At 66.7% G+C, this 21,918-nt stretch carries 24 protein-coding genes and 1 tRNA gene; 12 read left to right on the top strand and 13 right to left on the bottom strand.

Annotation, left to right across the window (positions count from 1 at the left end):
• Positions 1 to 24: 24 nt before the first annotated feature.
• Positions 25 to 1,317 (bottom strand): glutamate-5-semialdehyde dehydrogenase, encoded by a 1,293-nt coding sequence (locus WDM94_00370; GenBank protein MEJ0011081.1) that lies wholly within the window; start codon positions 1,315 to 1,317, stop codon positions 25 to 27.
• Positions 1,318 to 1,503: 186 nt separating this feature from the next.
• On the opposite strand from WDM94_00370, the gene WDM94_00365 reads away from it, so the two are divergent.
• The 3 genes from WDM94_00365 (at position 1,504) to WDM94_00355 (ending at position 3,327) form a co-directional block, all read left to right on the top strand.
• The gene (locus tag WDM94_00365; GenBank protein ID MEJ0011080.1) at positions 1,504 to 2,412 is read left to right on the top strand and encodes a DMT family transporter; all 909 of its coding nucleotides are present in this window, start codon (positions 1,504 to 1,506) and stop codon (positions 2,410 to 2,412) included.
• A gap of 81 nt (positions 2,413 to 2,493) precedes the next feature.
• Entirely contained in the window at positions 2,494 to 2,919 is a 426-nt protein-coding gene (locus tag WDM94_00360; GenBank protein ID MEJ0011079.1) for a CHRD domain-containing protein, read from the top strand.
• 60 nt (positions 2,920 to 2,979) lie between these two features.
• Positions 2,980 to 3,327 carry a luciferase family protein gene (locus WDM94_00355; GenBank protein MEJ0011078.1) on the top strand — a complete coding sequence of 116 codons (348 nt, stop codon included), beginning with the start codon at positions 2,980 to 2,982 and terminating at the stop codon, positions 3,325 to 3,327.
• On the opposite strand, the gene proB is transcribed toward WDM94_00355, so the two are convergent.
• The 11 genes from proB to WDM94_00300 all read right to left on the bottom strand — a co-directional run bounded on the left by proB (position 3,328) and on the right by WDM94_00300 (position 12,256).
• Complete coding sequence (proB, locus tag WDM94_00350; protein MEJ0011077.1) at positions 3,328 to 4,449, bottom strand: glutamate 5-kinase; 1,122 nt, start codon at positions 4,447 to 4,449, stop codon at positions 3,328 to 3,330. It lies immediately after the preceding gene.
• Complete coding sequence (gene obgE, locus WDM94_00345) at positions 4,446 to 5,489, bottom strand: GTPase ObgE (GenBank protein ID MEJ0011076.1); 1,044 nt, start codon at positions 5,487 to 5,489, stop codon at positions 4,446 to 4,448. The genes proB and obgE overlap by 4 nt, the downstream gene beginning before the upstream one ends.
• Positions 5,490 to 5,493: 4 nt before the next feature.
• Positions 5,494 to 6,048, bottom strand: a complete 555-nt coding sequence (locus WDM94_00340; protein ID MEJ0011075.1) for a GNAT family N-acetyltransferase — start codon at positions 6,046 to 6,048, stop codon at positions 5,494 to 5,496.
• On the bottom strand, positions 6,020 to 6,547 hold the full coding sequence (locus tag WDM94_00335) for a GNAT family protein (GenBank protein ID MEJ0011074.1): 528 nt from the start codon (positions 6,545 to 6,547) through the stop codon (positions 6,020 to 6,022). Before WDM94_00335 ends, WDM94_00340 begins: the two co-directional genes overlap by 29 nt.
• A 146-nt stretch (positions 6,548 to 6,693) precedes the next feature.
• The gene (rpmA, locus tag WDM94_00330; GenBank protein ID MEJ0011073.1) at positions 6,694 to 6,972 is read right to left on the bottom strand and encodes a 50S ribosomal protein L27; all 279 of its coding nucleotides are present in this window, start codon (positions 6,970 to 6,972) and stop codon (positions 6,694 to 6,696) included.
• Between the two features lie 12 nt (positions 6,973 to 6,984).
• Positions 6,985 to 7,431: a 50S ribosomal protein L21 gene (gene rplU / locus WDM94_00325; GenBank protein MEJ0011072.1), complete on the bottom strand. Its 447-nt coding sequence runs from the start codon at positions 7,429 to 7,431 to the stop codon at positions 6,985 to 6,987.
• A gap of 154 nt (positions 7,432 to 7,585) precedes the next feature.
• Positions 7,586 to 10,027: a glycoside hydrolase family 2 protein gene (locus WDM94_00320; GenBank protein ID MEJ0011071.1), complete on the bottom strand. Its 2,442-nt coding sequence runs from the start codon at positions 10,025 to 10,027 to the stop codon at positions 7,586 to 7,588.
• A gap of 115 nt (positions 10,028 to 10,142) precedes the next feature.
• Positions 10,143 to 10,322, bottom strand: coding sequence for a DUF1328 domain-containing protein (locus WDM94_00315; GenBank protein ID MEJ0011070.1), 180 nt, complete (start codon positions 10,320 to 10,322; stop codon positions 10,143 to 10,145).
• Between the two features lie 11 nt (positions 10,323 to 10,333).
• Positions 10,334 to 11,533 carry an AI-2E family transporter gene (locus WDM94_00310; protein MEJ0011069.1) on the bottom strand — a complete coding sequence of 400 codons (1,200 nt, stop codon included), beginning with the start codon at positions 11,531 to 11,533 and terminating at the stop codon, positions 10,334 to 10,336.
• Positions 11,530 to 11,913 carry a hypothetical protein gene (locus WDM94_00305; GenBank protein MEJ0011068.1) on the bottom strand — a complete coding sequence of 128 codons (384 nt, stop codon included), beginning with the start codon at positions 11,911 to 11,913 and terminating at the stop codon, positions 11,530 to 11,532. The genes WDM94_00310 and WDM94_00305 overlap by 4 nt, the downstream gene beginning before the upstream one ends.
• A 4-nt stretch (positions 11,914 to 11,917) precedes the next feature.
• Positions 11,918 to 12,256: a hypothetical protein gene (locus tag WDM94_00300; GenBank protein ID MEJ0011067.1), complete on the bottom strand. Its 339-nt coding sequence runs from the start codon at positions 12,254 to 12,256 to the stop codon at positions 11,918 to 11,920.
• A gap of 252 nt (positions 12,257 to 12,508) precedes the next feature.
• Here WDM94_00300 and WDM94_00295 point away from each other — a divergent pair.
• Positions 12,509 to 12,598 (top strand) — tRNA-Ser (locus tag WDM94_00295).
• Between the two features lie 308 nt (positions 12,599 to 12,906).
• Here the strand turns inward: WDM94_00295 and WDM94_00290 are convergent.
• Positions 12,907 to 13,227: a hypothetical protein gene (locus WDM94_00290; protein ID MEJ0011066.1), complete on the bottom strand. Its 321-nt coding sequence runs from the start codon at positions 13,225 to 13,227 to the stop codon at positions 12,907 to 12,909.
• Between the two features lie 231 nt (positions 13,228 to 13,458).
• On the opposite strand from WDM94_00290, the gene WDM94_00285 reads away from it, so the two are divergent.
• The 8 genes from WDM94_00285 (at position 13,459) to WDM94_00250 (ending at position 21,918) form a co-directional block, all read left to right on the top strand.
• The gene (locus WDM94_00285; protein MEJ0011065.1) at positions 13,459 to 14,523 is read left to right on the top strand and encodes a LacI family DNA-binding transcriptional regulator; all 1,065 of its coding nucleotides are present in this window, start codon (positions 13,459 to 13,461) and stop codon (positions 14,521 to 14,523) included.
• A 15-nt stretch (positions 14,524 to 14,538) separates the two neighbouring features.
• Entirely contained in the window at positions 14,539 to 15,606 is a 1,068-nt protein-coding gene (locus WDM94_00280) for a Gfo/Idh/MocA family oxidoreductase (protein ID MEJ0011064.1), read from the top strand.
• Complete coding sequence (locus WDM94_00275; protein ID MEJ0011063.1) at positions 15,603 to 16,601, top strand: Gfo/Idh/MocA family oxidoreductase; 999 nt, start codon at positions 15,603 to 15,605, stop codon at positions 16,599 to 16,601. The genes WDM94_00280 and WDM94_00275 overlap by 4 nt, the downstream gene beginning before the upstream one ends.
• Positions 16,595 to 17,635, top strand: a complete 1,041-nt coding sequence (locus tag WDM94_00270) for a Gfo/Idh/MocA family oxidoreductase (GenBank protein ID MEJ0011062.1) — start codon at positions 16,595 to 16,597, stop codon at positions 17,633 to 17,635. Before WDM94_00275 ends, WDM94_00270 begins: the two co-directional genes overlap by 7 nt.
• Before the next feature lie 5 nt (positions 17,636 to 17,640).
• Positions 17,641 to 18,759 (top strand): Gfo/Idh/MocA family oxidoreductase, encoded by a 1,119-nt coding sequence (locus tag WDM94_00265; protein ID MEJ0011061.1) that lies wholly within the window; start codon positions 17,641 to 17,643, stop codon positions 18,757 to 18,759.
• A 111-nt stretch (positions 18,760 to 18,870) separates the two neighbouring features.
• On the top strand, positions 18,871 to 20,142 hold the full coding sequence (locus tag WDM94_00260) for a sugar ABC transporter substrate-binding protein (GenBank protein ID MEJ0011060.1): 1,272 nt from the start codon (positions 18,871 to 18,873) through the stop codon (positions 20,140 to 20,142).
• Positions 20,143 to 20,176: 34 nt separating this feature from the next.
• Positions 20,177 to 21,076: a sugar ABC transporter permease gene (locus WDM94_00255; GenBank protein ID MEJ0011059.1), complete on the top strand. Its 900-nt coding sequence runs from the start codon at positions 20,177 to 20,179 to the stop codon at positions 21,074 to 21,076.
• Positions 21,073 to 21,918 (top strand): carbohydrate ABC transporter permease, encoded by an 846-nt coding sequence (locus tag WDM94_00250; protein MEJ0011058.1) that lies wholly within the window; start codon positions 21,073 to 21,075, stop codon positions 21,916 to 21,918. Before WDM94_00255 ends, WDM94_00250 begins: the two co-directional genes overlap by 4 nt.

Raw genomic sequence — 21,918 nt, 5'->3', positions numbered from 1 at the left:
CCGATTGCCGATTGCCCACCGCCCCTACGGCCTCACCTGGCCGGCGCCGTGGATGCGATATTTGAAGCTGGTGAGCTGCTCGACGCCGACCGGGCCGCGGGCGTGCATGCGGCCGGTGGCGATGCCGATCTCGGCGCCCATGCCGAACTCGCCGCCGTCGGCGAACTGGGTCGAAGCATTGTGCAGCACGATGGCGCTGTCGACCTCGACGAGGAATTTTTCTGCGGCCGCAACGTCGTCGGTGACGATCGAGTCGGTGTGGTGCGAGCCATAGCGGCCGATGTGCGCGATGGCGGCGTCGAGGTTGTCGATGACCTTTACCGCGATGATGGTGTCGAGGAACTCGGTCGACCAGTCGGCCTCGGTCGCGGGCACGACGTTCGCTACGAGGCTCCGCGTCGTCTCGTCGCCGCGCACCGTGCAGCCGGCCTTCTGCAGCGCCTCGACCAGCGGCTTCAGGTGCGTTGCGACGACGGCACGGTCGACCAGCATCGTCTCCGCGGCGCCGCAGACAGAGACGCGGCGCATCTTGGCGTTGACGACGATCTTCTCGGCCATGGCGAGGTTGGCGGCCTTGTGGATGTAGACCGTGCACACGCCCTCGAGGTGCGCGAACACGGGCACGCGCGCCTCCTGCTGGACACGGGCGACGAGGCCCTTGCCGCCGCGCGGGACGATCACGTCGATGGTGCCGTCGAGGCCGGTGAGCATCTGGCCGACGGCGGCGCGGTCGCGCGTCGGCACGAGCTGCACCGCCTCGGCGGGCAGGCCGGCGGCGGTGAGGCCATCGACGAAGCAGCGATGGATCGCGACGGAGGAACGGAACGCATCGGAGCCGCCGCGCAGGATCGCGGCGTTGCCGGCCTTGAGGCAGAGGGCGCTGGCGTCGGCGGTCACGTTCGGGCGGCTTTCGTAGATGATGCCGATGACGCCCAGCGGCGTGCGCACGCGCTCGATGTGGAGGCCGTTCGGGCGATCCCACGCCGCGATGACGGCGCCGACGGGATCGGGCAGGGCGGCGACTTCCTCCACGGCGCGGGCGATCGCCTCGATGCGCTTGGCATCGAGGATCATGCGCTCGACGAACGACGGCGCGACGTCCTGCTTGCGCATGTCGGCGACGTCCTTCGCATTCTCCGCGAGGATCGTCGTCGCATTCTTGCGGATCGACGCGGCGGCGGCGCGCAGCGCGGCATTCTTGGCGGCGGTGGTGGCAAGGCCCAGAACGCGCGCGGCTTCGCGCGCGGCGCGGCCGATCGCGGCCATCCCGGCGGCGATGTCGGTCTTCCCGATTCTCTCGACTTCAGCGACGCTCATCGGCGCTAAACCCTGGTGCGCCGCGGTTCTCTTGGCCGCGGCGGCAGTGGTTTCGCACGGGCGGCGCGCGGCTGCAACGATCCAGCTTCGGAACCGCCGAAAGCGGCCCGATTCCGCTGGACTATGGCCGGGGCGCAGGCCATCAGAAGCGGCCCGCGCCGCGCCCGAATCCGAACAACAATAACAATGGCCGTCACCAACCTCCGCGCCCAGAACATTCCGCTCGGCATCGGCCTGATGGTCGGCGCGATCGCGCTGTTCTCGCTCAACGATGCGCTGGCGAAATGGCTGGCGGCGAACTACCAGGCGCCGCAGATGCTGTTCTTCCGCAGCATCCCGGCGCTGCTGCTCCTGCTGCCGTCGATCCGCAAGCTCGGCTGGCGCTCGCTGATCGACGTCGAGCGGCCGTGGCTGCAGGCGATGCGCGCCGCGATCGGCGCGATCGAGACGATGCTGTTCTACTGGGCGGTGCAGAAACTGCCGCTCGCCGACGCGATGACCTACTACCTCGCCGGGCCGATCTACGTGACGGTGATGGCGGCGCTGTTCCTGCACGAGAAGGTCGGCTGGCGGCGGTGGACGGCGGTGCTGGTCGGCTTCCTTGGCGTGGTGATCGCGCTCGGGCCCTCGGCGCTGTCGTTCGGCTGGTCGGCGCTGATCGCGCTTACCGGCAGCATCATCTATTCGATCTTCCTGGTGACGACGCGGGTGGTGCGCGGCACGCCGGACTCGGTGCTCGCCGCGTGGCAGGTGACGGCGGGTCTCATCTTCGGCGGCATCGTCTCGCCGTTCGTCTGGGTGCCGGTGGCGCACTGGTACGACGGCGGGCTGATGGCGCTGCTCGGTGTGGCGGCGCTGCTCGCCATCCTCGGCGTCAACCGCTCGCTCGCCGTGGCGCCGGCCTCGGTCGTCGTGCCCTACCAGTACACGATGATCGTGTGGGCGGTGATCTTCGGCTACTTCGTCTTCGGCAACGTGCCGTCGGTGCAGACGCTGGTCGGCGCCGCCATCATCATCGGCGCCGGCCTGTTCATCTTCTTCCGCGAGCAGCAAGTGGGGCTTGCGCCGGCGCAGGAGATTGCACCCGAGCGTTGAAGACGGCGCCGTCCCCGGGTAGCCTCGGCTCGTCTCGTGGAGGCGGGACGAAAAAAGGGGGGAATAAAAATGATACGGGGAGTGAAGTTGGCCACGCTGGCGTGGCTCGCTGCCGCTGTGCTTGTGCCGGCGGCGGCGTCTGCCGACCTCTTGAGCTTCCGGGTGCACCTCAACGGCGCATCCGAAGTGCCGCCAGTGACGACCGATGCCAAAGGCTCGGCGATCGCCGGCTACGACTCGACGACCAAGGAATTCAACTGGATCATCAATTATTCCGGCCTGAGCGGGCCGGTGACCGCGGCCGAATTCCACGGGCCGGCGGCCAAGGACGCGACGGCGCCGGTGCTGTTCACGATCAGCGGCGATCTCGCCAGCCCGATGAAGGGAACGGCGACGCTCACCGACGACCAGGCGAAGGCTCTGGCCGCGGGGCTGATCTACATCAACCTGATCACGGCGGCGCATCCGGACGGCGAAATCCGCAGCCAGGTGATCCCATCGACCTGAGCGACATCGAAAATAACGGGAGGCGGTGACAACCGGAAAACGCCTACCTATCTTTCCGGCATGACCGCCTCCCGCACTATCCGCGACACCGTTGCCGCCTGGCCGGGAATCAGCGAGGCGCCGGGCCAGTTCGGCGCCATCGACTTCAAGCTGGGCAAGCGCGAGATCGGGCATCTGCACGGCAACGCGTGGCTGGACGTGCCGTTTCCCCGGCGCGTTCGTGACGAACTGGTCGCGGCGGGCGATGCCGACCCGCACCACATACTGCCGCAGAGTGGCTGGATCACCTTCCGCATCCGCAAGGCGGGCGATGCCGAGCACGCGGTAACGCTGCTCCGGCGCTCGTACGATCTCATCAACCGGCAATTGGAACGCCGCAAGGCGCAGTCGGCGGCGGCGAAGGCGTAGCTACTCGCCGCGGAGCGCCATGTCGTCGCGATGGATCATCTCGGCGCGGCCGGCGAAGCCGAGGATCGTCTCGATCTCGCCGCTGTTGCGGCCGGCGATCTTGACGGCGTAGTCGGCGTCGTAGGCGACGAGGCCGCGGCCGATCTCTTCGCCCGCCTCCGAACGAATCTCGACGGCGTCGCCGCGCTGGAAGCTGCCCTCGACGCGGCGCACGCCGGCGGGGAGGAGGCTTTTGCCGGCGCGCAGGGCGCGCACGGCGCCGGCGTCGACGACGATCGTGCCCTTGGCGGCGAGGCCGCCGGAGATCCAGCGCTTGCGCGCGGTCACCGGATTGGCGTCGGGCAGGAACCATGTGCACTTCTCGCCGGCGGCGATGCGCGACAGCGGACCCGGCGCGATGCCGGAGGCGATAACCATGGTGGTGCCCGCCTGCGTCGCGATCTTGCCGGCGGCGATCTTGGTTTCCATGCCGCCGCGCGACAATTCCGATGCGGCCCCGCCGGCGACTGCTTCGATCTCCGGCGTAATGCGTTCCACCGTTTCGATCAGCGTCGCGTTCGGATCGTGCGCGGGCGGCGCGGTGTAGAGGCCGGCAACGTCGGAGAGCAGCACGAGCAGGTCGGCGCTCATCATCGTGGCGACACGCGCGGCGAGGCGGTCGTTGTCGCCGTAGCGGATCTCGCTGGTCGCGACGGTGTCGTTCTCGTTGATGACGGGGATGGCGCGCAGCTTGAGAAGCGTGCCGATGGTGTTGCGGGCGTTGAGGTAGCGCCGGCGCTCTTCGGTGTCGCCCAGCGTGAGCAGCACCTGTCCGGCGGTGAGGCCGACCTTGTGCAGCATGTCGGTGTAGGCATGCGCCAGCGCGATCTGGCCGACGGCGGCGGCGGCCTGGCTTTCCTCGAGTTTCAGGGGTCCACGCGGCAGGCCGAGGACGCCGCGACCAAGGGCGATGGCGCCGGAGGAAACCACCAGCAGTTCGCGGCCGCCGCGCGCCAGTTGCGCGATGTCGTTGGTCAGTGCCTCCAGCCACGCCGAGCGCAGGCGGCCGGTCTCGCGATCGACAAGCAGCGACGAGCCGATCTTGATGACGATGCGGCGGAAGTCTTCCGGCTTGCGCGTCACGACCGCCAGGCCTCTTCCTTCTCGGCGGGGATGACGTCGCCGCGCGCGGCCTTGGCTTCGGCGGCGATTTGCGCCACGGCGCGCAGCACCGCTTCGACGCCTTCGCCGCTGACGGCGGACATCAGCAGCGGGCGAACGCCGGCGGCCTTGCGGAGCTTCGTCTGCACCGACTTGGCGGTCTTGGCGTCGATCGCGTCGACCTTGGTGAGCGCGACGATCTCCTGCTTCTCGTCGAGGCCATGGCCGTAGGCGGCGAGCTCGTTGCGTATGGTGACGTAGTCGGCGGCGGGGTCTTCCGCCGTGATGTCGACGAGGTGGAGCAGCACGCCGGTGCGCTCGACGTGGCCGAGGAAACGGTCGCCGAGGCCGGCGCCTTCGTGGGCGCCCTCGATCAGGCCAGGGATGTCGGCGATGACGATTTCCCTTCCGTCGATGCGCGCGACGCCGAGGTTCGGCGTCAGCGTCGTGAACGGGTAGTCGGCGATCTTCGGCTTTGCGGCCGAGACGGCGGCGAGGAAGGTCGACTTGCCGGCGTTGGGCAGGCCGACGACGCCGGCGTCGGCGATCAGCTTCAGGCGCAGCCAGAGCCAGCGCTCCTCGCCCTCGAGGCCGGGGTTGGCGCGGCGCGGGGCGCGGTTGGTCGACGACTTGAAATGCGCGTTGCCGAAGCCGCCGTTGCCGCCACGCGCCAGCAGCACGCGCTTGCCGTCGGTGTCGAGATCGGCGATCAGCGTCTCGCCGTCCTCGTCGAGAATCTCGGTGCCGACCGGCACCTTGATGACCAGATCCTCGGCGCCGGCGCCGGCCTTGTCCTTGCCCATGCCGTGCTGACCGGCCTTGGCCTTGAAGTGCTGCTGGTAGCGGTAGTCGATCAGCGTGTTGAGGTTGGCGACGGCCTCGGCGTAGACGTCGCCGCCCTTGCCGCCGTCGCCGCCGTTCGGGCCGCCGTACTCGATGAACTTCTCGCGGCGGAAGGAGACGGAGCCGTTGCCGCCATCGCCCGAGCGGACGTAAATCTTGGCTTCGTCGAGGAATTTCATGGGTTTACAGGGCCGGTGACGCGACCCGGAAGCGGGCGGCGGTCAGTACGGCATGGATATGCGCGACCTCGCCGCCGCGCGCAAGCGAACGAGAGATGCCGGTACCGACGCGGCGGAAGCCGAGTTTTCGCGCGACGCGCTGGGAGGCCGGATTGTCGATGAAGACTCGGTAGTGGATGACCGGCAATTCGAGCGCGTCGAAGGCGTAAATCACGAGCGCACGGCCGGTCTCAGTGGCGAATCCTTGGCCCCACGCCGATTTCGCAAACCAGTAACCAATCTCGGAACGATACGGCATCGCGAACAGGCTGCAGATGCCGATAAGCTTGCCGGTGTGCTCGACCGCAAGGTTGATCGAGCCGGGCTGGCGTTGCGTCGCGAGGAACGCGCGGCCGTCCGCTTCCGAGTAGGGATGCGGAATGCGCGTCGTCATCTTCGCGATGTCGTAGTCGCGGCAGTTGGCCACGATCGCTTCGAGGTCCGCGTCGCGCAGCGGCCGGAGCGTGAGACGCGCTGTTACCAGCGTCGGCTCACGCCGCGGTTTCGCTCTGCGCGACATGGCGGCGTCCTTCCTTGCGGGGCGCGCCCCACGCCTTGAGGCTCGACCAGGTGCCGCGGTCGAGCGCGAACCGCTCGATCGGGAAGGCGCCGCGGCCGGGCAGACGCACCATGCCGGTGCCGCGATACTGGAAGCCGCACTTCTCGATGACGCGGCGGGCGCGGTCGTTGGCGGCGCGGTTGGAGCACCAGACCATCGTGGTTGCCGCATTCTCGCAGAAGACGCGGTCGATGAGCGCGTGGGCCGCTTCGGTGGCGAAGCCATCGCCCCAGTCGGGCTCGCCGATCCAGACGCTGATCTCGACGCCGGAGCCGAGGCCGGTGCCGCCGTAGCTGGCGCCGCCGACAATGCGGCCGGTGTGAGCTTCGACGACTGCCAGCGCGGTGCCGCGGTCGATGGTGGCGCACAAGCTCGGAGCGATCGCCGGGTTGGCGGCGAGCGCGTTCATGGCCAGCTCGTCGGCCGGCCGGCGGAGCCTGAGATGCAGCCGCTCCGTCACTATCGCTTGGTACGCACTCTCCGTGAGACCCCCGGTGCCCATGGTTCCCTCCGTCAGGCAAAGAAAAAGGGGAGATGGTGTCCCATCTCCCCTTTAAGCCTGTCGTCGCCGGGTCGATGTGACACCGGCGAAATATGTTGCCGGCGCTATTCAGCAGCCTCCATTGCGGCGTTAGCCGGGGCTACCGAGATGTAGGTGCGGCCGTTGGCTTTCGTCTTGAACTGCACGACGCCGGTAACGGTGGCGAAAATCGTGTGGTCCTTGCCGAGACCGACGCCCGTGCCGGTACGCCACTTGGTGCCGCGCTGACGAACGAGGATGTTGCCGGCAAGAACGGTCTCGCCGCCGAAACGCTTCACGCCCAAGCGCCGACCGGCCGAATCACGGCCGTTGCGCGAGGAGCCACCTGCCTTCTTGTGAGCCATCGCGGTCTCTCCTTACTTCGCCGACTTCTTGGCGCGCGGCTTCCGCACTGCCTTCGGCTTGGTCTCTGCCGTCTCGCCTTCCGCGGCGACGGGCTTGGCCTTCGCCACCTTCTTCGGGGCCGCAACCTTCTCCTTCGAGGGCTGCTTGCCGTCGGTCAGGATCTCGGTGATCCGCACGACCGTGTGGTCCTGGCGATGGCCGCGGCTGCGCTTCGAATTCTGGCGGCGGCGCTTCTTGAAGACGAGGATCGTGGCGGACCGGCGATGCTCGACGATCTCGGCCGCGACCTGAGCATCGGCGACCAGCGGGCTGCCGAGCGTGATCGTGTCGCCGCCGACGGCGAGAAGCTCGCCGAACGTGACGGTGTCGCCCTTTTCGCCGGCAAGGCGCTGGAGCCGGATCGTGTCGCCTTCGGCGACCTTGTACTGCTTGCCGCCGGTCTTGATGATTGCGTACATGACTTAAAGTCCGGTTCTGCCGCGCACGGTCCAACCCCTGTAAGCGAGGCAAACCGGCCGAATCTCAAGAAAAATCAAAAGGCGCGGCATGGGCCGCGCCGATTTCGCGGCATTTACAGGGATGGCGGTTTCCCTGTCAAGGATGAGGCGCCGCCTAGCGATACGTCTCCGCGACATGGCTGACGGCGACGTCGGCCGCCGACGGCATCCTTCCGTCGAACGAGCGGAAGGCGACGGTGCGGGTCTCGCCCGGCAGCAGGGTGAAACTGGCGTCGTCGAAGGCGCCGCCGAACGCTGATGCTTCGGGTTTGACGAAGAAAGCCGGCTTGTCGGCCGAGAGGGTAAAGACGCCCGGCTTGCCGCCGGCGCCCAGAACGACCCTGGCTTCCGGCAGGTCGTAGCGCTTGTACTTGTCCACCATCACGGTCATGCGGAGCGCGTCGTCGTAGGCCATCGCGCCCTTTCGCTTTGCCTCGAGCACATAGAAGAAGCCGCTGCCTGCCGGCACCGCCACGGTGCCGATCTCGGTCGAGCGATCCGGCGGCACGGCGCCCGACAGCGTCGTCTCGTCCAGTACCTTACCGTCCATGTCGATGCGGCGGACGCGCACGTCGAGCGCCACCGCCTCGTGCAGATCGTTCAGGCCGATCACGAGCAGCTTGCCGTTTTCGATACGCGGCGCGATCGCGACGGGCGCGTAGAAGCGGCGCGCGTGATAGTGCAGCGTCTTCCAGCCGATGGCGGAATCGACGCTCGACCAGGAGATTGACGGCCATACGTCGTTGAGCTGCCAGTAGAGCGTGCCCATCGTGTGCGGCTTCAGGCTTCGCCAGAAGCGCACCGCCGTCTCGATCGCGAGGCCCTGCTGGAGCTGCGAGAGATAGACGAACTTCTCGAAGCTGGTCGGGACGCGGAAGTAGCGCGTCATCGTCTCCAAGATCTTGCTGTTGCCGGTGCCGCTGCGCTGGTGGAACTCCATCACCGGCGAGGTGACGTTCCACTCCTTCCTGTCGGCGAACTGGCGCATGACGTTGAGCGTCGGGAACGCCTGGAAGCCGAACTCGGAGCAGAAGCGCGGGCGGACGTCGTAGTAGTGCTCGAAGTCGCGGCTCTCGTGCCAGACCGACCAGAAGTGCATGTCGCCGGCATTGTCTTTGTGCCAGTTGTCGCTGAAGTCGAGCTTGCCGGAGCACGGCGACGACGGCCAGAAGGTGCGATCCGGATCCGACTCGAGGATCGCGGTTTCGATGACGCGGCCGAGGCGGTCGTAGTTGACCAGGTAGAGGTCGCGATTGTTCTTCGACAGGTCGTACCAGGTGAGCGAGCCGATCACCTCGTTGTCGCCGCACCAGAGTGCGACACAGGCGTGCGAGCCGAGCCGCTTCACCTGATAGCGCACCTCCTCATCGACGACCTTGAGGAAGTCCGGCGTCGAGGGATACTGCGAGCAGGAGAACATCATGTCCTGCCAGACGAGCAGACCCAATTCGTCGCAGATCTCGTAGAAGGCGTCGAACTCGTAGAAGCCGCCGCCCCAGACGCGGATCATGTTCATGTTGGCGAGCGCGGCTTCGCGCAGCAGCAGCTCGATGCGTTCGCGCGTGATGCGCGAGGGCAGGGCGTCGGCCGGAATCCAGTTGGCGCCTTTGGCGAAGATGTCGATGCCGTTGATGCGGAAGGTCATCGACACGCCGGCGGCGTCGGCCTCGTTGATCAGCTCGAGCTTGCGCAGGCCGATCTTCTTTTTCACCGCGTCGCCGGGGATCGCGACCGAGGCGTCGTAGAGCGGCTGCGCGCCATGCCCCGCCGGCCACCAGAGGTCGGGCTTGTCGATGTCGATCGACAGCGCGACCTTGCCGCCGTGGGCGAGACTCGTGGCGACGTCGGCCTTCACGGTCTTGCCAGCGAAGGTGAAGGTGACGGGCACGGTCGCGTCGCGGCGCGATTCCAGTTCGACGTCGGCGATGACCGTTACCCTGCCGCCGTCGTGATGCTTCTGCCGGATCAGCACGTGCTCGATGCGCGCGTCGTCGAAGAAGCGGATGACGGGATCGGCGTAGACGCCCAGCACCATGACTGCCGGACCCCAGTCCCAGCCGCCGTGGCACTGCGCCTTCCGCAGCATGTTGAGGTCGGTGATGATGTTGTTGGATACGCTATAGGGGATCGGGAACGGCTGCTTCGCCGCGCGCGCCTTCGCCTCCAGCACGGCGGAGTGGAAGCGGATGGCGATATCGTTGTTACCCGCCTTGAGCACGTTGCTGAGGTCGAGGCGGTGGCGGACGAAGCTCGACTCGAGTCTGGCGACCGGCGTGCCGTTCACCGTGACGTCGGCGATGGTGTCGACGAAATCGAGATCGAGAACCGGCCACTTGCCGGCGAGGTCGGCGGCGGCGACGTCGAAGGAGCGGCGGATTTCCCACTCGGTCTCGGCGACCCAGCGGACGTCGAGTTCGTTGGTGCCGATCAGGGGATCTGGGATCTTGCCGAGCGCCAGCAGCGCCGAGTGGATGTCGCCGGGAATCGGGCAGTCGCCGACGGCAATGCCCTTGGCGTCATGGAGCGTCCACGGTCCCGCGAGTGACGCCTTGGTCATCGTCATTTCCCCTGAATTTTCCGTCGATTAAGCGAAGCGGAGGGCGCTCCGCGGCGCGCACACTAATGCAATCGCGAAGCCGCCGCCATCGCGATCCCGCGCTGTTCAATACGGATCAGGCGCGCCGCATCGTGTTGGCGATGAAGGCGAGGATCGCCAGGATGATCGCGACCCAGAACAGGATCTTGGCGAGACCGACCGCGGCGCCGGCGATGCCGGTAAAGCCGAGCAGGCCGGCGAGCACGGCGACGACGAGAAAGACGAGCGTCCAGTGCAGCAGGTTGGAGAAGTTCATCGGCGTGTCCTCTAAGGGTCCGGCGCCGTCGTGGCGGTGTGCTCGGGGTCGGGCTCCTCGACGGCATGCACGTCGCTGGTCGAAAGGAACTCGGCGAGCGGCGCCAGCGCCGGAAAGTTGTCGGCGAACACCTTGACCACGACGAGCAGCGGCACGCCGATGATGGCGCCGACGATGCCCCACATCCACGTCGTCAGCGACAGGAAGATGAGGATGGCGACGATGTTCAGTTCGAGCCGGCGGCCGACGATGAGCGGCGTGACGAAGTTGCTCTCGATAATCTGGATGGCGAGATAAGCGAGCGGCACAAGCGCCGCCTGGGCCAGCGTCGGGAAGGTCGAGATCGCGACCGCGGTGGCGAGCACGTTGCCGACGAAGCCGCCGAGATACGGGATGAAGTTGAGCAGCGCCGCGGCGATGCCCCAGACCAGCGGACTGGGCATGCCGAGCGCCGCCATGGCGAGGCCGACGCACACGCCGAAGCCGGCGTTGATCGCGGTGATGGTCAGCAGGTAGCGCGAGACTTCGTTCTCGATGTCGCGCAGCACGCGCAGCGCCCGCTTCTTGCCGCTGAGGTCCGGCGACACGCGGATCAGCTTGGCGCGGAGCGTCGTGCCCGACGCGAGCAGGAACAGCGCCAGGATCATGGTGGCGCCGAAGGTCGTGCCGAAATCGGCGGCGGTGCCGGCGACCCAGCCGAGCAGGCCGGAATCCTGCTGCACCACGACGCGCTGCGGCTCGCCCGGCTGCGCCGGCTGGTCGGCCACGCCGCCGGTCGTCAGAGCCTGGATCTGGCGGCTTGCCTCGGCAAGCCGCGCAAACGGTTCGCGCAGGAAATCGAAACGGTCGCGCACCTTGGCGACAAGCTGCGGCGTCTCGGTGATCATCTGCGAGACCGGGCCACTCAGCAGCGTCGAGGCCGAGGCGATGCCGACGCCGAGCAGCACGATCAGCATCACGGCGGAGACGGCCGATGGAATGCCGCGATGCGACAGCACGCGGACCAGCGGCGCGAACGTCATGGTGAGGAGAATCGCCAGCACCAGCGGCAGGAAGAAGCTGCGCGCATAGAACAGCGCACCGCAGAGGAGGATGATGAAGGTGCCGACGACGGCGACGCTGACCGCCGGCGAGACCAGCGCCGTCGCCGCGACGCGGACTTCGTGGGCGTGGGTCTGTGCCTCGGGCGTGTGGGGCGGCGTGTGGTTCATCGGCGGAAGAACTGGCGCCCGAGGAGATAGGCGACAAGGGCGGCGCCCGCGATCGCACCGGCGACGCCGAGCTCCGGCATGGCGCCGGACGCGGCGATGCCGGCGAGCGGTGCGGTCGCCTGCCGGTTCCGCTTGGTGAGGGCGAGGCTGATCTGGATGATCAGCGCGATAACGATGAACACGCCGGCGATGATCGCGCACGCGATGATCGGCCCGACGACCGATGCCAGCCACACGGTGAAGGCGGCGAGCAGGAAGCCCAGCGCGATCAGCCACAGCACGATCGCCACGGTGGCGAGGATCGCGCGGCGGGTGGCGCGGCGAATCTCTTCTTTCAGCGCCGCGAAGCCGATCGCGGAGATCAGCCAGCGGAGGATCATCTCGCTATCGGCTGCCGAGAATGCCGACCAGGAAGCCGACGCCCAGCGCGATCAGCACCGAGCTCATCGGGTTCTGCTTGATCTGGCCTTCCAGCGTCGCGATGCCGGCCTGGGCGGCATCGGCGGCGGCGTCCATGCCGTCGGCGCCGAGCTGCTGGGCCTCTTCCCAGGCTTCCTCGCCGAGGCGGCCGGCGGCCTTCGCCGCCTTCTTGGCGTCCTTGGCGAAGGCGGTCTGCGCCTTCACGGCCTCGGAGGCGAGCTTGCCGACGGTGTCGGTCAGCGCGGCGATATCGGCGCGCAGCGCCGCGATATCTTCCTGGAAATCTTTCTCGGGATTGGCCACTGGAGTCCCTCCTGCCGGTCGAAGCACCGGCGCCAACAACGCGCCGGAAGGCTTTTCGATCCGTTGTTGTACGAATTCAGCCGGCGCGGACCCCTCGCACGCCGGTCGATCTGTCTTCTTATACTATGCCGCAAGGCGTCAATAATCCACGCGGACGGCTCAGAACGGCAGGTTCGTTGGGTTTGTCGTAAACAATTGCACCAGCGGATCGCTCGTGTATGGTCCGCCGCGCCCGAAAGGGCCGACACTCGCGGAGAGGTGCCAGAGTGGTCGATCGGGACGGTCTCGAAAACCGTTGTGCATGCAAGTGTACCGTGGGTTCGAATCCCACCCTCTCCGCCACCTGCCATCGATAAATGATTGATTTTGCTGTTCAATCGCGTTTCCGTCGCGGCTGCAGACGGGCCTGACCCCAGCCGTGCGCTGATTTCTGCGTTTCGCGTCTTCGACAAGGCGAAGGCCAATGCCATCGCGCTTGAGCAAATCCGGCGCTTCGGTATCACGCGCGTCAACGATGGCAACCAGCTCATCGGGGTGCTTTCCGGCGGCGAGCGTCAAGTCCTTGCGATCAGTCGCGCCATGTACTTTGGCGCGTCCTTATTCCTGATGAGCCGACCTCGGCGCTTGGCGTCAAGGAAGCAGCGATCGTGTCACGCTTCGTGCGCCAGGCTTGCGCTGAAGGCGCCGCGATCGTCTCCATCACCCATAACGTGCGTCACGCGTTGGCGGTCGGAGACGACTTTGCCGCGCTGATTCGGGGCTAGGTCGCCGCCGAGTTCCGTCGCGGCGAGAAAACCTGCGAGGAGGTGTTGAATCCTGTGGCCGGCGGTGAGCAGATGGCCGCTCTCGAAGAAGATCTCAACGTCTAGCTGGCTGGGGCGGCAGAAAGCGCGTCCGGCCGACGGCGCGCTGCGCGCCAGGGCTTCGTCCCAGCGTCGGCGCCGATTTCCGTTGGCGCTTGTTGCGACCAAGACCTGGTCACGACGAAAGCCTTGATCGACGCGGATGGAATTCGCTGCCCGGCCGCACTTCGCGCGGTCGATGCCGCGGCGGAGGAGCAGACGATCCAGCTGTAACCGTCGAATTGGTGCCCTCGCTTCGCCGCTGCCAGTTGACGGGAAAAGCAGGCAGATATAGAACGCAACCGGTTTAGTAAACCGGTTGCGTGGCTAGACCGCGCAAAGGTCTGGGAGGGCGCGGGGATGGCGAAGGACGATCCGGATCGTCGCACGACGATTCACGACATTGCGCGTCAAGCGGGGGTGTCGGCCGGTACCGTTTCTCGCGTCATCAATCGCCAGCCGGGCGTCGGCCCGGCGACGCGCGCGCGCATCGAGGAATTGGTCTCGACCGCCGGTTTCCGCGCCAACGTGTCCGCCCAGCAACTCTCCACCGGCCGCAGCCGGCTGCTCGGCATCGTCTTCCCGGTCGAGATGGCGCGTATCGTCATCCATCCGGTTTACCCGCAACTGCTCGCCGCGATCGGCGACGCAGCGGCGGAGCGCGGCCACGCCGTCATCCTTGCAACGACGCCCTCGCACGACAAGATCGACCAGATGCTCGACGTCCTGACGCGCCATCGCGTCGATGGCGTCATCCTGCCGGCGGCCGGTCCGGACGATCGGCTCATCCCGGCGCTCACCGCACTCGATGCACGTACCGTGCTCATCGGCCACCGCAGCGAGGACCAGAATCTGCGCTGGGTGGATAGCGACCACGATGTCGCCGCCTATCGCCTGACACGTCATCTGATTGAACAAGGGCGCAAGCGTCTGTGGCATCTCGGCGGCCCGACCGAAGTCTCCGCCAGCGCCCTCCGCGCCGCCGGCTTCCAGCGCGCCATCCAGGAAGCGGGTGACGTGGTCGAGTGGTCGGCAATGGAGTCGATCAAGTTCGACACCGGTATCGCCGTTGCGCATGCGCGCTCGTTCCTCACCAGTCCAAACGGATCTCCCGACGCCGTCATTTGCGGCAGCGACCTCATCGCCGCGGGCGTCCTGATGGCAGCCAGGGAACTCGGGATCACGGTGCCCGACTCGCTGGCGGTCACCGGCTTCGACGATCTCGATATCGCCGCCCATACGATGCCGGCCCTGACCTCCGTGCGCATGCCGCTGCAGGCGCTGGGCACCGCCGCCGTGTCGCTGCTGCTCGACTACCCGACGTCGGTCACCCCGCGTTCGGTGCTGCTCGAGACCGAGATTTTGTACCGCGGCTCGACCGAGCCGTTTCCCAGCACGGCGTCAACCGCCCGTCGGCGAGATTGAGTGAGGATTGAGACTATGAGCGCGTTGCGTATCGGTATCGTCGGTCTCCACAACCACTATCACGCGTTCCCGTTTGCCGATGAGCTGCAGAAGGGCATCGACGGTCTCGAGCTCGTCGCGGTTTCCGACGAGCGCGAGTGGCTGGCGAAGAAGTTCGGCGAGGAACGCCTGAAGGGCGACTGGACGACCGACAGCGAGGCGCTGATCAAGCGCAAGGACATCGACGCGGTCATCATCACGTCGTTCACCTCCGCCCACGCCGACCAGGTCGAGCTCGCGGCGAAGCACGGCAAGCACGTTCTCCTCGACAAGCCAATCTCGACCACGCTGAAGGATGCCGACCGCATCGTCGCCGCCTCGCAGAAGGTCAAGGTCATGATGGCCTACCTGCTGCGCTTCATCCCGGCTTACCTCGAGGCCTACGAGGCGAAGCAGAAGGGCGCGATCGGCAAGCTCGTCTCGGGCACCTACTCGATCCGCGTGCCGGCCGAATTCATCAAGGACTATCCCGGCGCCGATCACATGGGCTGGTACATCGACCCGATCAAAGGCGGCGGCGGCGGCTTCCTCGATCATGGCGTTCATTTCACCGATTTCTTCCGCTGGTTCTTCGGCTCCGACCCCGTGTCGGTGACGGCGACGATCGGCAACCTCACGTATCCGGAACTGAAGACCGACGACTACGGCATCGCGACCTACACGCTGAAGGACGGCGCCATCGTCACGGTCGAGTCGACCTGGCACGCCGGCGGCTGGTTCGCACCGCTGACCAGCCCCGATCGCGCCACGGTCAACGGCACCAAGGGCGAGATCGAGTTCCACTATCAGAAGAGCCCGCAGATCGAGATCCAGGGCATTGAGGATCCGTGGCGCGAGCGCCGCTATGTCGATTTCGTTGGCGGCAAGCGTTACGAGGATTGCTACCGCAACCTGCTGATCGAGTTCCGGGACGTCGTCCGCGACAACCGTCCGGCGGTGCCCAGCGCCGCCGACGGACGCGCTGCCCTTGAGATGGTGCTCGCCGCCTACGAATCCAGCAACACCGGCCGCCGCGTCGCCTTTCCGTTCCGGAGCGCCAAGTGAGCGACGGGGTTCGCGTCGGCGTCATCGGCTCGGGCCGCATCGCGCGGACCCACGCCAGCGCCTACAAGACCGTGGCCCGCGGTCGGCTGACGGCGTGCACCGATGCGGTGCCCGCGGCAGCCAGGGCATTCGCGACGGAGAACGATCTCAAGGTATTCGACAGCCCCGAGGCGCTGCTGGCATCGCCGGACATCGACGCCGTCATTATCGCCACGCCGAACGGGCTCCACGCCGAGCAGACTGTCGCCGCACTGCGGGCGGGAAAGCACGTCTTCTGCCAGAAGCCGATCGCGATGACGCTCGCCGAGGCCGACACCGTCGTGGCGGAGGCGAAGCGGCATCCGAAATCGGTCCTCCAGTACGGCTTCATGCTGCGCTTCACGCCGCCGCTGGCTGACGTGAAGGCGCGCATCGCCGCGGGCTCGCTCGGCAAGCCAATCGTTTCGCGCTCCGCCATCTTCGGCTGGGAGCCGTCCGCGAAATGGTTCTACGACCCGAAGCAGGGTGGCGGCGTCATCCTCGATACGATGGTGCATTTCGCCGACCTGCTCGTCTGGCTGTTCGGCCCGGTCGACTACGTGCACGCCGATGGCGGCCCTTACGTCCTCGACGGCGCCAAGGAATACGGCAGCGCCGACAACGCGATGGTCACGGTCAAGCACAAGAGCGGCGTGATCTCGCACCAGTACGTCACGTGGACCGCGGGCCACGGCAACTTCACCTTCGAGGTCTATGGCTCGAAGGGCGAGATGATCGTCGATCTCGTGCGCTCGCAGGTCTCGGCCGCCTTCGCGAAGGGCGGCGCCGGGTGGAGCTACCCGGACCTCGTATGGAAATACGGCTACGGCGGTGAGCAGCAGCATTTCGTCGATCGCATCCTCGGGCTCGACGTCGATCCCGGCGCGGCCGCTGACGTCCACGCCGGCCGCGCGGCGTTGGAACTTGTGCTCGCCGCGCAGAAGGCGCTCGACACGCATGAGATCGTCCGATGCTGAACGACCGCATCGGTGTCTGCGTCGTCGGTGGCGGCTTCTGGGCGAAGGCCATGCACCTGCCGGCCTTCCGTTCGATTCCCGGCGTCGAGGTCGTGTCGGTGGTTTCGCGCAGCGAAGCCGGTGCGTCGGCACTCGCCGAGGCGCATGGCATCCAGCGCTGGTCGACCGACTACATCGAGGCCGTGACCGCGCCGGATGTCGATGTCGTCGACATCATCGCGCCGAACCACCTGCACGCGCCGATCGCCATCGCCGCTGCCGAGGCCGGCAAGCACGTCATCTGCATCAAGCCGCTGGCAACGTCGCTCGCCGAGGCCGACCGCATGCTGGAGGCGGCGGCGAAGAACAACGTCCGCCTGCTTTATGCCGAGAACGTGCCGTTCATCCCGGCGGTGCAGGAGATGCGTCGCGTCGTTGACAGCGGCGCTATCGGCAAAGTCTTTCGCGTCAAGGCCGCCGAGGGAATCGGCGAGCCGCACTCGGCCTGGCACTACGATCCGGCCCGCGTCGGCGGCGGCGCGATGATGGACATGGCGGTGCACTCGGTCGAATTCTGCCGCGCCTTCGCCGCCGCGCCATTCGCCTCGGTCTATGCCGACGCCGGCACGTTCCGCTGGGGCGACAGGACCAAAGCGGAAGACACTGCCGTCATGACGCTGCGCTTCGAAAACGGCGTCATCGGCCAATGCGAGGACTCATGGAGCCTCGCCGGCGCGATGGATTCCCGCTTCGAGGTTTTCGGCACCGAAGGCCGCATCCTGATCGACAACCTTCACCGGCAGCCGATCCAGGTGGTGAGCGGAAACGGCCAGTCAGCAGTTCCTCCCGGCTGGTCGTTTCCCTCGCCGATGCCTGGCGCGGTGATGGATGGCCACGTCGCCATGCTCACGCACTTCATCGAAGCGATCCGCAGCGGCAAATCGTCGGCATCGGAAGGCCTCGTCGGCTGGAACGCTCTGGCCGTCATCGAGGCGGCGACGGCATCGGTGAAATCCGGCAAGCGCGAAGCAATCAGAACAAGAAAAGCAGGGTAGGGCGTATGGCGAAGTCCGAGTTGCGTGTCGGCATGATCAGTTGGGCGCACGTCCACGCCGAGTTCCGCGCCAAGGCGCTCGGCGAAATTCCGGGTGCGCGGGTCGTGGCGATTTCCGACGACAATGCCGAGCGCGGGCAGGGCGCCGCCAAGCGGTTCGGCGTCCAGAAGTTCCACAAGCGCTGGCAGGACCTGATCGCCGACCCGGAGGTCGACGTCGTCATGGTCCACTCGGAGAATAGCCGCCACGTCGATCAGGTCGTCGCAGCGGCGGAAGCCGGCAAGCACGTTTTTTGCGAGAAGCCGGTCGCGACAAAGACCGCCGACGCCGTCCGCATGGTGGCCGCGGTCGAGAAGGCCGGCATCGATGGCACGGCGGCGTTCGTCTCGCGCTTCTCCAAGGAAGCGAGCCGCACCAAGGCGATCGTCGACACCGGCGTGCTCGGCGACATCATCAACCTGCGGGCGCTGATCGGCCTTGCCGGCATCCCGGAAATCGGGTGCCCGCCCGACATGACGGCATGGATGGAAGACGCGGCGCTGAACGGTGGCGGCGCCTGGATCGACGAGGGTTCCCACGCCATCGACCTGATGCGCTGGGTCGCCGGCGACATCACGCGCGTCGCGGCGTTCGCCGCCAATCGCGCCAAGCCGCGTTTCAAGATCGAGGACATCGCCGTGGCGATCCTGCGCTTCCAGAGCGGCGCTCTCGGCGAGGCGGCGACCGCGTGGTCCATGGCCGTCGACATCGGCATGCGCAATCACCTCGAAATTTACGGCACCAAGGGCACGCTGATCATGCGCGCCACCGATCCATTCCCGCGCGTCGAGATTTACGACGCGCACGGCAGTGCGCTGACGCGCGGCTGGGCGACGCCGCATATCGAGCCCGATGCCAAGGAGCCGCACGACTACGGCTCGTGGCCGCCGCACCTGCATCACTACAAGCGCGAGGTCGCGTCCTACGTCAGCCGCTACCTCGCCGACCTGAAGCCGTTCGGCCCGACGCTGCGCGACGGCCTTGCCTGTCTCGCGGTGATCGAAGCCGGCTACGCCTCGACGCGCGACGGCGGCAATGCGGTCGCCGTGCCGAGCGTCGATGCATTGCTGAAAGGAAAGATCTGATCGTTCCCGAAAGGCGCGAAAGCCCCGGCGCCCTGAGGGTCTGACGGTTCGGGGGAACCAGAAGAAAAGACTTCAGAGAGAAACGCTTCAAAGCTAGGGAGAAGAAACCCAATGAGTCGCATATCGATTGGTCTGCTGGCCGGGCTTGTGCTCGTTGCCGGCGTGCCGGTGGCGGCGCAAGCCGCCGATCCGGTCGGCAAGTTCGACGGTGCCACGCTTTCCCTGTCGCGCTGGGCGGGCGATCCGTGGACGGCAGCACAGGTGAAGTCGGCGGATGCCTGGAACGCGGCGACCGGCGGCAAGCTCACGGTCGATGCCATCCCGTACGAAAACCTGCACGACAAGCAGGTGCTCGAAATGTCGAACGGCACCTACGACATCATGTACGTCCATCCAAGCTGGTTCGGCGAATACGTCTCGGCCGGCGCGCTGCTGCCGATCGACGACCTGCTCGCCGACGCTTCGGCCAATCCGCCTGGCTTCTCCAAGAACGACTACCTGCCGTCGGTGCTGTCGCAGGGCGCCTCGGGCGGCAAGCAGTACTGCCTGCCGGATTTCGTAGCCTCGGTTGTCGTCGCCTACCGCAAGGATCTGTTCGACGCAGCCGGGCTTGCCGCGCCGAAGACACTGGACGACGTGCTCGCCGACGCCGCCAAGCTGAACGGCAAGGACGGCATCGCCGGCATCACGCTGCCCGGCAAGAAGACGGGCGCCACCGCCGACGTGCTGGGATCGCTGCTCACCGCGTACGGCACGTGGTGGTACGACAAGGACGGCAAGTCGTCGCTCGATGTCGATGCGGCCACGAAGGCGATCGACTTCTACGTCAAGGCCTCGAAGTTCGCCCCGCAGGGCATCCTCAACTATCACTTCGATGAGGTTGCCACGGCGGCGGCGCAAGGTCAGGCCGCGATGGCTGTATCGACCACGGTGTCGCTATCGTGGGTCGAGGACCCGGCGAAGTCCAAGACCGTGGGCAAGTGGGCCTACGCCCCGCTCGCCGTCACGGCCGACAAGCCGTCGGGCGAGCTGATCTACTGGAACTGGTGCATCAACGCCGCGTCGAAGAACCCAAAGGCCGCGTACTCGTTCCTGCAGTACTGGACGAGCGCGGCGCAGCAGGGCGCGGTCGCGAAGGTGGCGGCAACAGCCGGTGCGACCAAGGCGTTCTACGAGGACAAGGATCTCGTGGCGAGCCTGCCGTTCCTGCCCGCTCTCCAGGGTGCGCTGCAGAACGCCAACGCCCAGCCGAGCCTCGCCAACTGGAGTAAGGTCCAGGACGAGATCGAACTCGCCGTGCAGGGTGCGATCGAGGGCAAGACCTCGCCGGCGGACACCGCGAAGGCGATCCGCGCGATGCTCGACAAGGAACTGGGTGGCTAACACCACGATCACTCGCGGCGGCGGAGCGGCAGTCATGTCGCCCCGCCGCGCTTCCCGTTTGGAGGACGGTACGCTGCTGGGCTACGCCATGCTGGCGCCCGCCGTGGTCCTCGTCGGCATTCTTATTCTCCTGCCGCTTGCCTATTCGGTCGTCCTCAGCCTCTACGACTGGAAGCTGCTCGAGATGAACCGCCCCAAGAAATGGACGGGCCTCGGCAACTACTGGAAGCTCATTACCGACGACGGCCTGCACAACGCCTTCATCAACACCGTCATCTTCATGGTCGGCGCGGTTACGGTCGAGCTGGTGCTCGGCTTCATCATCGCGCTCGCCGTCTTTCACATGACGCAGGGCCGGCGCCTCGCCAACGCCATCATCCTGCTGCCGATGGTGATCACGCCGGTGATCACGGCGCTGCTCTGGCGCTACATGCTCGATCCGCAATTCGGCATCGTGGCGCAGGTGATGACGGCGCTCGGCGGCCACGGCGGCATCGACGTATGGGGCTCGTCGATGCTGGCACTGCCCGGGCTGATGCTGGTCGACGTCTGGCAATGGACGCCGTTCGCCATCCTCATTCTACACGCGGGCATGCTCGGGATATCGGAGGAGCAGTTCGAGGCCGCGGCAGTCGACGGGGCAGGGTACCTGCGTGTCGCCTTCTCGATCATCCTGCCGGCGATCATCCCGCAGGTGCTGATCGTGCTGCTCTTCCGCTCGATGGACACCTACCGCATCTTCGATACGGTGTTCGTGCTGACGCGCGGCGGCCCCGGCGTCTCGACCGATACGCTCGGCCTCTTCACGTTCCGCAACGGTTTCTCGTACCTGCAGATGGGCTACGCGATGGCGCTCAGCGTCTTCCTGCTGGCGACGGTCGGACTCATCTCGGCGGTCTATATCCGGCTGCTCCGCCGACGGGGGATGCTGTGAGCGCCCGCGCGGTCGGCGGCAGCAACACGCGCGCCTGGCAGATTGCCAGCTACGGCATGGTGCTGTTCTTCCTCGCGTGGGTTCTGATTCCGATCTGCACCGTAACGCTCAACTCGTTCAAGCCCGCGACGGCCATCTTCACGACCACGCCGGACTTCGCTTTCGTTCCGACGCTCGAGCACTACGCCAACATCTGGGCCAAAGGGAATTTCGCCCGGCAGTTTCTTAACTCGACGATCGTCGCCGTCGGCACCGCGATCCTGGCGCTGGGCTTCGGGACGCCTGCCGCCTACGCGCTGACGCGGCTGCCTGTGCACGGCGCCGAACGCTGGTTCCGGGCCTTCCTGCTGGCGCGCATGGTCCCGGCGGTGTCGCTGGTCGTGCCGCTGTTCATCCTGCTGCAACTCGCCGGCCTCAAGAATACTTTGCCCGGGCTGATCCTGACTCACACCGGCTTCACCCTGCCGCTGGTCGTCTGGATGATGCGCTCCTTCTTCCAGGACGTGCCGCGTGAGCTGGAGGAGGCCGCCGTGGTCGATGGCGCCAGCCGTTGGCTGACCTTCTGGCGTGTCGCGCTGCCGCTGACCTTGCCCGGCCTCGCCGCTACCGCGGTGCTCGTCGTTTTCTTTTCGTGGAACGAATTCCTGTTCGCGCTGGTGCTCACCGGGCCGCAGATGCAGACCGTGCCGATCGGGGTGTCCGCCTTCGTCGGCACGGTGTCGGTGGATTGGGGCGGCAGCTCTGCGGCAGCCGTACTGGCGATGATTCCGATGTTCGTTCTCGGATTGTTGATCCAGCGATTCCTGGTTTCCGGGCTCGCGATGGGGGCCGTCAAAGGCTAG

It is taken from the genome of Bauldia sp., assembly GCA_037200845.1.
In the GTDB taxonomy this organism is placed as follows: domain Bacteria; phylum Pseudomonadota; class Alphaproteobacteria; order Rhizobiales; family Kaistiaceae; genus DASZQY01.
The sequence above is the reverse complement of the archived record's forward strand: the minus strand, read 5'-3'. Positions and strand labels throughout refer to the sequence as shown.

Excerpts from the sequence above, each read along its gene's own strand:
- WDM94_00265 (MEJ0011061.1), top strand. The coding sequence starts at position 17,641 with ATGGCGAAGTCCGAGTTGCGTGTCGGCATGATCAGTTGGGCGCACGTC.
- WDM94_00285 (MEJ0011065.1), top strand. The coding sequence starts at position 13,459 with ATGGCGAAGGACGATCCGGATCGTCGCACGACGATTCACGACATTGCG.
- WDM94_00340 (MEJ0011075.1), bottom strand. The coding sequence starts at position 6,048 with ATGTCGCGCAGAGCGAAACCGCGGCGTGAGCCGACGCTGGTAACAGCG.
- WDM94_00305 (MEJ0011068.1), bottom strand. The coding sequence starts at position 11,913 with ATGATCCTCCGCTGGCTGATCTCCGCGATCGGCTTCGCGGCGCTGAAA.
- rpmA (MEJ0011073.1), bottom strand. The coding sequence starts at position 6,972 with ATGGCTCACAAGAAGGCAGGTGGCTCCTCGCGCAACGGCCGTGATTCG.
- WDM94_00365 (MEJ0011080.1), top strand. The coding sequence starts at position 1,504 with ATGGCCGTCACCAACCTCCGCGCCCAGAACATTCCGCTCGGCATCGGC.
- WDM94_00310 (MEJ0011069.1), bottom strand. The coding sequence starts at position 11,533 with ATGAACCACACGCCGCCCCACACGCCCGAGGCACAGACCCACGCCCAC.
- WDM94_00280 (MEJ0011064.1), top strand. The coding sequence starts at position 14,539 with ATGAGCGCGTTGCGTATCGGTATCGTCGGTCTCCACAACCACTATCAC.
- rplU (MEJ0011072.1), bottom strand. The coding sequence starts at position 7,431 with ATGTACGCAATCATCAAGACCGGCGGCAAGCAGTACAAGGTCGCCGAA.
- obgE (MEJ0011076.1), bottom strand. The coding sequence starts at position 5,489 with ATGAAATTCCTCGACGAAGCCAAGATTTACGTCCGCTCGGGCGATGGC.
- WDM94_00370 (MEJ0011081.1), bottom strand. The coding sequence starts at position 1,317 with ATGAGCGTCGCTGAAGTCGAGAGAATCGGGAAGACCGACATCGCCGCC.
- WDM94_00255 (MEJ0011059.1), top strand. The coding sequence starts at position 20,177 with ATGTCGCCCCGCCGCGCTTCCCGTTTGGAGGACGGTACGCTGCTGGGC.
- WDM94_00320 (MEJ0011071.1), bottom strand. The coding sequence starts at position 10,027 with ATGACCAAGGCGTCACTCGCGGGACCGTGGACGCTCCATGACGCCAAG.
- WDM94_00270 (MEJ0011062.1), top strand. The coding sequence starts at position 16,595 with ATGCTGAACGACCGCATCGGTGTCTGCGTCGTCGGTGGCGGCTTCTGG.
- WDM94_00355 (MEJ0011078.1), top strand. The coding sequence starts at position 2,980 with ATGACCGCCTCCCGCACTATCCGCGACACCGTTGCCGCCTGGCCGGGA.
- WDM94_00315 (MEJ0011070.1), bottom strand. The coding sequence starts at position 10,322 with ATGAACTTCTCCAACCTGCTGCACTGGACGCTCGTCTTTCTCGTCGTC.
- WDM94_00260 (MEJ0011060.1), top strand. The coding sequence starts at position 18,871 with ATGAGTCGCATATCGATTGGTCTGCTGGCCGGGCTTGTGCTCGTTGCC.